This window comes from Marinovum sp. J2-8 (assembly GCF_055808435.1).
Map to the genome: position 1 here is coordinate 70748 of NZ_JBVVRZ010000012.1, position 13334 is coordinate 84081.

9 protein-coding genes are annotated in these 13334 nt (G+C 60.1%); 4 read left to right on the top strand and 5 right to left on the bottom strand.

Annotation, left to right across the window (positions count from 1 at the left end):
* Window positions 1-346: 346 nt before the first annotated feature.
* Window positions 347-4906: a DUF4214 domain-containing protein gene (locus AC0L4F_RS22155; protein WP_244691520.1), complete on the top strand. Its 4560-nt coding sequence runs from the start codon at window positions 347-349 to the stop codon at window positions 4904-4906.
* Window positions 4907-5067: 161 nt separating this feature from the next.
* On the opposite strand, the gene AC0L4F_RS22160 is transcribed toward AC0L4F_RS22155, so the two are convergent.
* The 4 genes from AC0L4F_RS22160 to AC0L4F_RS22175 all read right to left on the bottom strand — a co-directional run bounded on the left by AC0L4F_RS22160 (window position 5068) and on the right by AC0L4F_RS22175 (window position 10302).
* Window positions 5068-5949 carry a hypothetical protein gene (locus tag AC0L4F_RS22160; protein ID WP_244691521.1) on the bottom strand — a complete coding sequence of 294 codons (882 nt, stop codon included), beginning with the start codon at window positions 5947-5949 and terminating at the stop codon, window positions 5068-5070.
* A 5-nt stretch (window positions 5950-5954) separates the two neighbouring features.
* Entirely contained in the window at window positions 5955-7421 is a 1467-nt protein-coding gene (locus AC0L4F_RS22165; protein WP_244691522.1) for a glycosyltransferase family protein, read from the bottom strand.
* A complete protein-coding gene (locus AC0L4F_RS22170; protein WP_244691523.1) occupies window positions 7409-9151 on the bottom strand; it encodes a glycosyltransferase in 1743 nt (580 codons plus the stop codon). Before AC0L4F_RS22170 ends, AC0L4F_RS22165 begins: the two co-directional genes overlap by 13 nt.
* A gap of 881 nt (window positions 9152-10032) precedes the next feature.
* Window positions 10033-10302 (bottom strand): hypothetical protein, encoded by a 270-nt coding sequence (locus AC0L4F_RS22175; protein WP_244691524.1) that lies wholly within the window; start codon window positions 10300-10302, stop codon window positions 10033-10035.
* Between the two features lie 111 nt (window positions 10303-10413).
* On the opposite strand from AC0L4F_RS22175, the gene AC0L4F_RS22180 reads away from it, so the two are divergent.
* Genes AC0L4F_RS22180 through AC0L4F_RS22190 form a run of 3 tightly spaced genes read left to right on the top strand, consistent with a single transcriptional unit; the run spans window position 10414 to window position 12873 of the window.
* Window positions 10414-10701, top strand: coding sequence for a hypothetical protein (locus tag AC0L4F_RS22180; RefSeq protein ID WP_244691525.1), 288 nt, complete (start codon window positions 10414-10416; stop codon window positions 10699-10701).
* The gene (locus tag AC0L4F_RS22185) at window positions 10698-12554 is read left to right on the top strand and encodes a carbamoyltransferase family protein (RefSeq protein ID WP_244691526.1); all 1857 of its coding nucleotides are present in this window, start codon (window positions 10698-10700) and stop codon (window positions 12552-12554) included. The genes AC0L4F_RS22180 and AC0L4F_RS22185 overlap by 4 nt, the downstream gene beginning before the upstream one ends.
* Entirely contained in the window at window positions 12541-12873 is a 333-nt protein-coding gene (locus AC0L4F_RS22190; protein ID WP_244691527.1) for a hypothetical protein, read from the top strand. The genes AC0L4F_RS22185 and AC0L4F_RS22190 overlap by 14 nt, the downstream gene beginning before the upstream one ends.
* A gap of 41 nt (window positions 12874-12914) precedes the next feature.
* Here AC0L4F_RS22190 and AC0L4F_RS22195 read toward each other — a convergent pair.
* Window positions 12915-13334 (bottom strand): type II secretion system F family protein (locus AC0L4F_RS22195; RefSeq protein WP_244691528.1); only part of this gene is annotated, 420 nt, incomplete at its 5' end.

Genomic DNA, 13334 nt, shown 5'->3' on the forward strand with positions numbered 1-13334 from the left:
ACTTTGCCCCGGCGGCGGACGGGGTGTGGCGGAGGTGTGTCACAGCGCCCGCAAACGCGGTCGAGATGGGTTCGGGTCTGCCCAATTAACAGGCTTGCATTCAGGTGCGAGAGAGCGAAATCATCAGGATTTTGGTGATTGGATTCGCGACTGTTGCATTGATGGAACGTCTCGAGGTGGATTTTTTTAGGAATATGAAAAGGAGTTTCCTGTTATCACTTTAGAGACGAAATTACGTTTCAAGGTGTGGCACCTCTTTCCGGGCTGTGGTCCTTGCATTTGTAAAATTTGGGACCGTAGGCTTGCAGAAAACAGTTAGATTAATCCAAAATAGGTAGAATAACGCATGGATGATTTCCTTTTTCCCGAAGTCTATGCGCCCGATGCGCTTGAAGCTGTTCGCAACGATACTTTGGAAACCGCGCAGCTTTTGGGTGAAGGCAGTTTTGACATCGATGGGCTGGGCCAGGATTGGTACCGTATCGAAAGTCAGGCGGGGTTCATGCGCTTTGCCATGACGCCGGGCGCCGAGCCGCTGAATTTGGACATGGAGCTGTATGACAGCAACGGAAACCGCATTCAGCGCGATGTTGCTGCCAGCGGAATGGAAGATTTCGACCGCCGCATTTCGGAAAACGGTACCTATTATCTGCGTGTCTTTGCCGCCCCTTTGGGCGACAACCCGCCTTCGGATACAGAGCTTGATTACAGGTTGGATATCGATCTGCCCCAAGTGGTGGTTGATGCCAATGACAGCATGGCCACGGCCACGGATCTGGGCGCGGGCGGGTCGGGTGACATTGTCGGCACCGGTGTTGATTGGTGGCGGGTGACAAGCCCCTCGGGCATGCTCAACATCACGATGACGACCTCGGAAAACCTGGATGATCCGACCGATCCGCGCGATGATATCCGCAACCTCAACATGGAAATCTACAACAGCGCCGGCCAGGTGGTGAAGTCGAATTTCTCGACGGGCGTGACGGAGGATGTCACTTACTTGGCCCCTTCCGACGGTGATTATTACGTCAAGATTTACGCCGCCCAGTTCGGGGGCGATCCGGCACCCGACAATGTGGTTCTGAGCTATTCGCTGAACGTGGATTTGCCCGAGGTTGATACCGTCACCGACAACAATGACACGATCACCACGGCAACACCCCTGGGCGAGGGGCACCATGTGGTGACAGACGGGATCGGCACCGATTGGTATCGGATCGACAGCCCGGCGGGGATCATGAATTTCCACATGGCCCACACCGGCGGTCTGGCCCCCGACGGGACCGAGATGAACCTGAACATGCGGCTTTATGATGCCGACGGGAATCCGGTGCGCAACGGTTTTGCCGAATTTGCCGATGAAAGCTTTGAATACCAGTTTCCGACCGCCGCGACCTATTATCTCAACGTCTATTGGGCACCATATCCCGATGGTGCCCCGAACGGCACCCGTTTGAATTACGAGCTGAATATCGATTTGCCGGATGCTGTTGCCAGCGATGGCAATGACACCTTTGCCACCGCGATGGATCTGCCCGAAGGCGTGGCGCGCGACGTGGTCGGCACCGGGGTGGACTGGTGGAAGGTCAACAGCGCCCATTCCGGCCTGATCGAAGTGTCGCTGACAGCCGCCGAGCATCTGGATGATCCCAATGACCTGCGCGATGACCTGCGCAACCTGAATATCGAGATCTACAACAGCGCGGGCGAACTTGTCCGCTCGAACTTCTCGGACGACATGACCGAGACGGTGCAATATCTGGCGCCGGTGGCCGGGGAATATTATTTCAAGGTCTACACAGCCCAGTTCCGCGATGACACGCCGGAAAATGTGCTGCTGAGCTATACGATCAATTACGATTTGCCCGGGCCGGATAATCGCAGCGACGGCAATGATACCCGTGCCACCGCCGAGCGGCTGCGCGTGGGCGAACACATCGTGACCGAAGGCATTGGCACCGATTGGTACGAAATTCAGACCGGCCCAGGCCGGATGGATTTCGAGATGACCCATACCGGCGCCACCACGCCGGATGGCATGGAAATGAACCTGAACATGCGTCTCTATGATGCCGACGGCAATCCGGTGCGCAGCGATTATCAGGAGTTTACCAACGAGGCTTTTGAATTTTATGCCTCCCGCACATCGACCTATTATCTGAATGTTTTCTGGGCGCCTTATGACGGGCAGGAACTGCCCAACGGAGTGTCCCTGAATTACGAGCTCAACGTCGCCCTGCCACGCAAGACATGGTCGAACGAGCTGGACTTCGGCCCGATCCGCAATGCTTCGGTTGCGGTTTATGACATTGACGGCGACGGCAAGGACGAAATCTTTGTCGGTACGGTCAAGGGGCTGGATGGCGAAGCCAACGAGGTTCTGCCGGCCGGTCTGGTGGTTCTTGAGGATACCGGCGGCGTCAAGTGGAGCCAGACCTTCGAAGCGATGTCCACACCGGATCCGGTCACCGGCAAGATCTACAACACGACCTCGGTCAGCACCGCGCCGGTGTTCTCGGATCTCGACAATGACGGTTCGATCGACATCGTCGTGGGTGTCGGCGCCGACAACCGCAATGAATTTGCCCCCGCAGGCCAGCCCGGTGACAAGGGCGGCATCTATGCGCTGGATTCCGATGGCAACATCATGTGGAGCTACATCACCAAGGATTCCTTCGGTCGCCAGTCCGATCCGGATGATCCCGAATCCCCCAGCGGCCCCGATGGCCGCCCCGACGGGGTTTATGGCACACCGCGGGTTTTCGACATTGATGCCGATGGCCAGCGCGAGGTGATCTTCTCTTCCTGGGACCACTATCTCTATGTGCTGGACGGGGCGACCGGTGAATTGGAATTCACCGTTGACCTGCACGACACAGCTGGCGCCACACCCGCGCTGGCCGATCTGGACGGTGACGGGCTGTTCGAAATAATCGCACCTGCCGACATCACCGAAAACGCCCGCGCCGGCATTCCGATCCAGGGCGGCATCCTGCACGTGCTGAACAACTACGGCCACCAGACGGTCGCGGGCTGGGATACACAGGTCGGCACGTCGACCAATGCGGATTTCCGCGGCAAGCTCGAGGAACAATCTCTCTGGTCCAGCCCCAAGGTTGTGGATCTGGACAACAACGGCACGCTCGAGATTGTACAGGGCACCGGCAACTTCTTTCAGGATGAGCGCGGCGAATACGTCAAGGTGTGGAACACCGATGGCAGCCTGAGGTTCCAGCTGGATACCCGGGGCCGGGTGCTGGCCAGCCCGCTGATTGCGGATCTGGATGGCAATGGCAGCCCGGAAATCATTGCCGCCACGCTTGAGGGGTATGTCCATGCATGGTCCGCCGGAGGCGGCACATTGTTCTCGACCCAGGTCATGCCCTTCGACAACGACACAATGACCGGTCTGCCAGATGTGCCGATCGCCCGTCAGCCCATTGCTGTGGATCTGACCGGTGACGGCAATCTTGAAATCATGGTCAGCATCGGCTCGCAGATGATTGTGCTGGACCAGAAGGGCAACCAGATCACCAATACCGAACTGGTCGAGCGGGCCTTTAACAATTATGCCGGATCGCCGGTGGCCCATGACATTGATAATGACGGTTATCTGGATCTGATCACCGGCGGCACCAATGCCGATCAGGATCACGCGGTTGTCTATCGCTGGGAAAATATCGTCGACACCCAGGTGGGCGAAACCCGGATTGCCGAATACCAGAACAGCCAGTCCCTGCATGAAATCCAGGCCTTCGTGGAACAGATGTATGACACCATTCTCGGCCGCGACCCTGATGCGAACGGGCTGAACAACTGGACCGACCGGCTTTATACAGGGGTGCGCAGCGGCGCGGATGTGGCCCGTGGCTTTATCTTCAGCCCTGAATTCCTGGCGCGGGGGTTGACGAACGAAGAATATGTCGAGGTGCTGTATGAGGCCTTCTTCGGTCGTAAACCGGATGCGCAGGGCTTTGCCCGCTGGACTGGAGATCTGGACAATGGCCTGAGCCGTGATCAGGTTCTGCAGGGCTTCACCGGCTCTCCGCAGTTTGCAAATCTGTCCAGCTCCTACGGGATCCGGGCAGAAAGCAAATCCGGCGCTGCTGACGATTCCGATGTGTTGATCGGGGATCTGACTGACAGCTCGGTTCTGCGCGGGGGTGACAGCAATCAGATCCTGAAAGAAGGCACCGCTGCCGTTGATGCATTGGTGTCCAATGGCAAGGAACTGACGGGGCAGGTCTATCGTCTCTACGGCGGCACGCTGGGCCGTGAGCCGGATGCGACAGGCTTCACCAACTGGTATGACGGGCTGGTCCGTGGTCAGAACGGCACTGGCGGGGTGACTTTGCTGCAAGCTGCCAATGCCTTTGTGAATTCAGCAGAGTTCCAGCTGAAATATGGCACGCTGGACAATGCTGCGTTTGTGACACAGCTCTATCGCAACGTGTTGGGCCGTGAACCGGATGCAACAGGTCTGGCCAATTGGACCGGGCGGCTGGAGAGCCAAGAGATGACCCGTGCCCAGGTTGTGCTGGGCTTTGCCCAAGCGGGCGAATTCCGCACCGCAACCAATCCGTTGCTGGACCAGTGGATGTACGATGTACGCCCTGAATGGAATGATGTGCTTGAAGGCGGGGCAGGTGACGACCAGATGAACGGTCGTGTGGGCAGTGATACGTTCGTGTTCCGTAATGGGCAGGGCGGGTCTGATGTGATCCACGGGTTCGAACCTTGGGATCGGGTGCAATTGTCGGGCTTTGGTTTCAACACTGCCGCGGATGCAATGGCCCATATGACCCAGGTTGGCGGGGCGGTTGTGTTTGACCACGCCGGTCAGGTCATCACCTTCCGCAACACCTCAATGGCTGACATGCAGCGGGTGGGATTCAACGTTTCGTAACGTTGAACCTTCCCCGGTTCGCTGAGTTTTCCGATGGCGGTTTCATCCGCCATCGGGGTCCGGGCCAAAGGTAGAGGTCCCGACACCCGATAGCCCCCGCGCAGGGGTGATCTGAAAAAGCGTGTTTCACACAGGGGCGGACCGATCCGGTCAGCCAGCCATCAGTCAGACAGCGACAGCCGCTTCAGCCGCAACCCCAGTGGTCTGTTGTCGGTGTTGATCCCCAGCTCGGCCGGGGAGCGGGGATTGCGGATCTCCAGTGTGAAACGGCGGTCGGTGTTGTCGCACCAATCGGGCAGCGCGCAACGCCATTGTCCAGTCGGGCCCGCGCCCTCCGCACCGGAGGTGAAGCGCCAAGTTGCCAGAACCTTGTCTTCATCACAGATGTCGACCTCAAGCGGCGGTTCGCCCTCGGGGCGGGGCAGGGCATCTGCCTCTGCGATCAGTTCGGTCGCGCATCCCGGCGAAAGTTCGCCGGGGAGATGCAGTATCGCGGTGGGACCGACGGTCCAGCTGCCGCTCTCTTCGGGGCTGCTCCAGCCACGGGTCAGCACCGGTGCGCCATTGCCCGAAGCTGTCACGTCAAGCGGGAAGGTCATTTCAGGCACGCCGGTCTTGATCTCGGTGATGGACAGGCCAAGCAGACGTTCGTCGGCGGAATACCCGGCGAGGAAAGGGCTGTCGAGCGTGTCGAGCATGAAACTGATCGGAGTGGCGACAGCCCCCGGCGCGTGTTGCGGTGTGCGAACCCGCACAGCCACCGGTTCGGGTGTGGAAACGGTCACGACGGTGGGTTCGTGGCCGGGGCTCAGCGTGCGCAGGGTCCGGGGCCGGTCAGGTCCGGCATTGAACAGGCACAGCCGGATCCGGAGCGCTATAGGGGTCGGGAACTCTTCTGCCGAGATCATCAGCTGAGCCTTGCTGCTGCGCGACCAGCTGGCGTTTGTGCCAGCGGCATGCCAGCCGTGCCCGATCCGGATGCCGGGGCTCAGTTCTGGCCGCTCAAGCGGGGCTTCGAAAATGCTTTTCTGTGCGATCTGCATGGGGCTCACTCGGTCACGTCGGGGGTCAAGGTGAGGTCGAACAGGCCAAGCCCGGACAGGCCCTGTTCGTGGCCAAGCCCGAGGTCGGCGGGCGTCGCCAGCGCAGTGGGGCGAATTTCAAGCACGGCAGGGCCGGTTTGCAGGTCGGCCTCGGTCAGCGGCAGGTTCAGTGCGACGGGTTGGTTGTCGTGCCACTGCGCTTCGTGCAGCAGTCGGCCGTTCCAATAGAACGATGCGCCGGAAGGTGCGTCGGGCCGGGCCACCGGGCGCAGTGTCAATCCAAGGATCCGAGGCCCTGCCCCGGGGAGGATCGGCACGAAAAGAACAAAGCTCGCCAGCAGGCTGCCCACCCCCCATCCGGGGGCGACATGCAGATCCGGCGCCACCACCGCGCGATGGCTTTCCAGAGCGAAATCCACCTCCTGTGCGTGCAGGCCTTCGCTCCAGCAGTCAGCGTTCCGAACCGTGACGAGGGGGTTGTTGCGTCGGGCATCCAGCAGTTGAGCCGAGACCAACCCGATGCCTTGCGGCGCGGGCGCCGTGCCATCCTCAGAGGGTGGTGCGGCAGGGCCTGTCCGGGTTGGAAAATGCAGGGCGAGTGTCAGGCAACCCTCGGGGTCGAGCGCATTTGCAGGCACCGCAAGGACGAGATCCCTGGGCAGGCTTGTGCCGCTGACGGGGGCCTCGAAGAGGCAGGTATCGCCACAGGTAATACGCAGGCGCGCGCGGGGCCGGTCCGTGGCCAGTTGCAGTCGCAAGTGCAACAGCAGCCGACCGGGCGTTGCCGGATCTTCCTTTGAAGGCCCCCCATCGTCAGAGAGCACCCTGTCCGCGCGCAGTCGAAATACGGCGCGGTCTGAAGCGGTATGGCGCAGCCCCGCTTCGGCCGGATGCCAGCCCGTGATGAAGCCGATCGCCCAAGGCGGAGCGTCAATGCCGACCAGGGCAATTTCACCAGCGCGCAGAGCCCGCAGCGTGGTCACATGGCGCGGCGTGGTGGACAGCGTCCCGAGCGCCGCTGCCATGTCGGCCCAACTGGTCTGGGGGCTGTCGTTCACCACGGGCGACCGGGCCTCTTGCTGTGTCTGAGCATGGGCCAGAATACGCCTCTCCCAGAGGGGCAGGTCATCGGGATCGAGGGCTTCAACGGTTGCCTCTGCATCAGAGTCGGCCAGTTCGGGGATATCGGCCACCAGACAGGGCAGCCCCCGGGCCCGGCTCTCGGTCACCGGCCAGTTCCAGTCTGCGCTCTCAGAGGGGCAAAGGATCATGCAGGCCCTCGCCCAGAGCCATTCGAGCTCGGCCCCCTCGGCCGCAACAATGTGCACATGTCCGGCTATACGCGGATCGCGGTTGATGCTGTCGGCCAGAGCTTCGGCACCCGGGGCAATGCCACCGGCAATCACCAGATGCAGGTCCGGGGCTGCGTTCCGGGCGGCAAGGCGGGCCCAGATCCGGGTCAGAAGCCGCAATTCCCACGCGCCGCAACAGGGCCGGGCAGCAATGCAAAGGGCGCAGTGCCAAGGCTGTTTTGCAGGGCCGTCTTCTCCGGTTGCAGACCCTGGTCGGATATCGTGTCGGCGGAGAGGGGAAGAAGGGCAGGAAAGGCCTGCACAGAAATGTCGTTACGGGATATTGGTACAGGGCCGGTTTCGAGCGCCCGCGCCAGCGCGCTGGCGGTTGCCGACGAGGGCGCGATCAGATGATCCGCCAGTTCCGCCATCCGGTGCAGTCGCGCGGTATAGCCCGCTGTCGCCTCGGCCAAAAAGAGATCCGGGCGCAGGCAGGGACCGGCATCCTCGACCAGAGCGATCAGTGGCCCGCCGCTTTGTGCCTTGAAATCTTCAAGGCCGCGCAGGTGGGCAATGTCGCTGCCGTGCAGCCCCCCGACCAGCAGCAGCGCGATGTCAGGATCGGCCACAACAGGCACGAGGTTTTCGTCCTCGGCGGCGCGCTGAACGAAGCGCTGTGCATCGCGCGGCGCGAGGAAAGAGGGCGGAAGGTCCAGAAACCCCTGACGCGCCGACGACCAGACCACTGGACGCGGGGCGTCAGGTCTGGACAACAGCGCGCGGCCCAGTGCTTCGGTATAGCGCAACACATGGCGCGGCATCACGTCAGGGCGGCTGAGCGCGGTCAGGTCGAGCATCAGCGCCTGTGGCTGCCGTGGCTGCCGGGTGGTGATTTTGACGGAGCTTTCAACAGGGCGCGAAGTGTTTTGGGCGGTGTGCCGATAGGCCTCTGCGGTGGCCCGGGCATGGCTCGACCAGTCGAGATTTTCAATCACATGACGCTGCAATTCCTGCGCGCGGGCAGGAGCCTCGGAATCCTCAAGCGTTTCGCGCAGGGCCGCACGCAGCGCGTCGGGGTCGCCGGGCGTGCAATAACGCGCGAGATTGCCGAAATATTCCCGCTCCGAAGAACGGTCCGACAATACCATCGGCACGCCTGCCGCCGCCGCCTCAAGCGCTGCAAGCGACGCGCCCTCGGACCAGCTCGGCAAGGCGAAAACGCGCGCTCCTGCAAGCGCCGAAGTCAACATGCCATCAGCGGTGCCAAGCCTGCCGGGCAGGATCAATTGTCCTCCTCCTGCCTGACGGATCTGCGTGGCGTAGCCCTGGTCGCCCACGTGGCCAGCCAGCGCCAGCCGCAAGGGCAACCCGCGCATCGCCCGCGTCAGCGTAAGCTGGTTCTTGCGTGGTTCGATCCGGCCGACACACAGCACATAGTCGCGTCCGCCCGCATGGGTTTCGCGAAAAGGCGCCGGATCGCCGTCTTGCCAGGCGACCGCGTCCACCGGATTGCGGATCAGGCTGGCGCGATCCTCGGGCACATGCGCGCCGATGGCCGTCAACGCCTTGCGTTCCGCATCGCTCAGAAACACCACGTGATCTGCTAGGGACAGCATTTCCCGCACCATCGCATGATAGCCGGGTACGATTTCGTGCAATCGTCCACGGCCTTGCAGATAGCGCTGTATTGTGGCGTCTTCTTGTGAACCTGAAATCTGAAAACCACCTGTGCCCCAGACGGGCCGTTCCGAGAAATCAAGATAGATCGGCGAGAAGACCACCCGCTTTCCCGCCGCCTTTAGCTGGCGCAGGGCCTGGAGTGCGCTGCTGGGGGGCCAGACATTGAACAGATGGACCGTGTCCTCGTCGATATCCGACACGCGGTGAAATTGCGTGGCACTGGCCGACACGCCTATTTCACGAAGAGCTTGAGCACAGCGCGGCACCCGCAGGCTGGGCCCGCCGCGTGTGCGATCCTCCGATCCGTGTAACAGCAGGCGAACAGCGGGCGTATGGCGCGCGGTGCCGTCCTTGGGGGATGTTGCTGCCGGAAGAACTGGCCCCGGGAGAGAGGGGCTTGAGGAAGAATTGGTCATACGCGCCTTGAGCTGGGATGCTTCCGAAGTTGTATGATGTTCTGACAGATATGGGGTGACCCGGCAAGCAGAGCATCGCCCCATGTCACGACAGGCAGTCTGATCGCAGATCCGTCACGTTTACGCTTATGGGCATTGCGGTTCGAAGGCGGTCACAGCCTTGCAAAGAAGACGAATGCGCGCTTGCGCCGACATCGACCTGCTCCATGCATCACCGATAAAGCTCTGATCTGGGAAGGTCATTCGAGACATTCATTGCCACGACGACCTGCATTTGAACGACACGACGGACATTGGCAGAAAGTATCGGAACAACCCTGTTGAAAACGATCATGCAACAATCCCGGCTCCAGCACCCTGGATGGGGTGTAAGGAATTGATACTATTGCTCTCTATACGGGCATGACGGGATGACAAAGCGCCCTGGGGGCCTTGCTGCGATCCGCGATTGTTGTTAATTTTCACCCTTTCCATACTCCTTCGGAGGCCCCGTGAGCCAGCAGACCCAGAAAATTGTGGCAAAACCCAGATTGCTGTTCCGGCCACATCCGCTTCTGGGATGGTCTTTGACACCAAACCATGGCGTCAGGGTCGCTTACCGGCCTGATGTCGTTCAGAATATTGGTGCCGATGGTTGGCGCCATGTCCCGGGTGCCGCGGCCGCCACAGGTCCGCGCCTGGCAATCTATGGCTGTTCATTCACGTATGGCACCGGCCTGAAGGATGACGAGACCTATTTGGCCCGGTTGCAGAAAAGCCTCCCGGTTGGACAGGTGCATAATCGCGGGATTGGTGGGCACAGCACGGTGCAGAATTTTTTGCAGTTCCGCCGCGAGATCAAGGAAGGGCTTGTCGATGCCGCCATCTTTGCGGTTTTCAGCGGCCATCGGTCCCGCAATATTCCTCACCCGGGCCGCATGCGGCAGTTGCTGAGCCCGGAGTGGTACGAGCTTGGTGTTGAGCATGTGCCGGTTTTGCGGCAGGGGCGGGATGGACGCCATTCGATTGTGTATGTTCCGATATGGCAACCTGTATTGCAGCAATGCGATTTTGACGTCTTTTTGCCGGATGTGCATATGGTCGACACTGCCACATTGACGATCCTCAAAGAGATCGAAAGCCTTGCGGCGACCCATGCCATTCCATTGCGGTTTGCCTTGTTGGATGCGAACCAACCAAGCTTCAACGCGATGGTGAAACGTCGTTTCGACTGCGCAATTGATATCTCGGTGCCGTTGAACGCGGCGCATACGTTTCTCCCGGTTGATGCGCATCCCAACCAAACTGCAAACGCGCTTTTTGCAGACCGTCTTCTGGAACCGGCGCAACATCTTATTGAACAGGCTGGGGGCGGCACCCGATGAAGGATGACGAATACGTTCTGGGGATTTCGTCGCATTTCCATGATTCAGCCGCCACGCTGGTTCAGGGGCAGCGTATTGTGGCCGCGGCGCAGGAAGAGCGGTTCACCCGGAAAAAGGCGGATTGGGGCTTTCCCGATCACGCGATACGCTATTGTCTTTCGCAGTTACCCGATCCCGATCAGCGTGTGAGCGTTGCGTTCTATGAAAATCCGCAACTAAAACTGGAACGGGTGTTCCGGAACGCGCGCAGCACCGCCCCGCGGGGGGCGGCCCTCTGGCCCCAGACATTGCGGATGATGTGTGATTATGGCCAGGATCTGTCTGCCCGGTTGCTGACCGTCTGCGACGACCCGGATCGTATATTCTTTGTCCCGCATCACAGATCACATGCTGCATCGGCCTTTTACCCTTCGCCATTCGATACGGCCGCCGTATTGGTTGTTGATGGGGTTGGTGAATGGTCCACGACCAGCCTTTGGAACGGCGCAGACGACCGGCTGATGCCTTTGTCCGAAATCCGGTTTCCGCATTCGCTGGGGCTGTTTTACAGCGCATTCACGCAATACTGCGGGTTTCGGGTGAATTCCGGCGAATACAAGCTGATGGGATTGGCGCCCTTTGGCAAACCAAGATTTGCCAAGCGGATCATGGACAACCTGATTGATCTGAAAGACGATGGGTCTTTCGAGCTCGACATGTCGTATTTCCGCTTTGACACGGATGTCACGACAATCAGCCCATTGTTCGAAATGCTGTTCGACCGCCCGGTTCGGCAACCGGATTCACCCATGGACCGACATTACATGGATGTTGCGGCCTCGGCGCAGGCCGTGTTGCAGGATGCGCTTGCCCGGTTGGCCAGCACAACGCTGCGTATCAGCGGGCAGAAAAACCTGTGCCTGTCCGGTGGTGTTGCGCTGAATTGTGTCGCCAACAGCCATTTGATCAAAACCGTGCCGGGGCTGGAGAACCTGTGGATCCAGCCTGCGTCAGGCGATGCCGGGGGCGCGCTTGGGGCGGCGCTGGATGTTGCGGCACATCTGAAGACGAAATCGGCGTCTCCGGACGGGTCGGTCAGGGCCAGGGCTCCGGCGGATCCAATGGCCGGAAGTTTTCTGGGGCCGGACTTCGACGATGAAAGCATTTTGGCGGAGTTGCAGAAATCGAAACTCATTTGGGAACAACCGGATGACATGCCGGGGCAGGTCGCCTCTGCATTGGCGGAGGGGTTGATTATCGGGCATTTTGACGGTCGGATGGAATTCGGTCCCCGGTCTCTTGGCAACCGTTCGATCCTGGCTGATCCGCGCCCTGACGACATGCTTGATCGTGTCAATCTGAAGATCAAGTTCCGTGAGGGCTGGCGGCCTTTTGCGCCGATGGTTCTGAAAGAACACGCCGCGACCCTGTTTGAAGGCCCGACTGACAGTCCCTACATGCTGCTCATATCCACGCTGAAGCACGCGTACCGTCACAAGGCGACTTTGGCAACGGCGCTTGGTCAGGGGCTTTATGAGCCTCTTGATCTGATGCGTGCCGTCAGCACGGATTTTTCCGCCGTGACCCATGTGGATTTCAGTGCCCGGTTGCAGACTGTTGATCCCGCGGCGCGGTTGTCACGGTCTGGCGATATCCTGCAGAAGTTCTATGAGCTGACAGGCTGTCCCATGCTGTTGAATACCTCGTTCAATGTCCGTGGTGAGCCGATCATCTGTTCGCCCCGCGATGCGATCGATTGTTTCATGAACACCAACATGGATTGTCTGGCAATCGGCCCGTTTCTGGTGCGCCGGTCGGCCCAGCCCGAATGGGTGAACTCATTCATTGGAAAGAAAAAATATGCTGCAGACTAACGCCCCCGATCTCATGGATCTGTTTGCCCGGCTGTTCGACACCCCGCATCATGCCGGGTCGGACCAGGCCAACGGTGACAGCACGTTGGTTCCCCCGATGGCAGAACTGGCCGCGCCTCCGGTGCCGCTGAGCGCGCTTCTGGGCGAAGACAACACGATACTGGCCAGATTTCTGGATGTATATGCCGACCAGAATGCACCGGCTTTGGCAAAGGAATTTGCCGAGGTGTCATTGCTGGTTCGGGAAAACAAACCGAATTACTTTCTTGGGGGCAAGCCGGCGGGGCGATTGCAGGAATTTGTCTATCCGGTGGTCTGAGAACCGGGCCGATCTGTCCACATGCCATGAAGTGCCGGTGATCAGCTGGTCACGACCGCCTGCAAATCAAAGATTGGCAGCAGCACCGCCAGTACGATCACCAGCACAAACGCCCCCACCAGCATCATCAGCATCGGCTCCAGCAGGGCGGCGATGCGTTTGCGTTCGGTACTAAGTCCGTTTTCCAGCAGAACCGCACTGCGCTCTGTCATCCGGGCCAGTCTGACCGAGACCTCGCCCGCGCTGATCAATTGTCGTGCGATGGGTGGTATGACAGAGAGTTTTTCGAGGGCTTTGGACAAGGTTTCGCCTTGGCGAATGGCGGTTGAGACAGCCTGGGCCTCGGTCTTGAACTGCGCCACGGTCAGAACCTCGGCGGCGTTTTCAACCGCGGACAGGACAGAGTGGCGGCTGTTGAGCACAAGGGCAAGTGTGCGCAGATATTGCACCGCGCTGGAAAG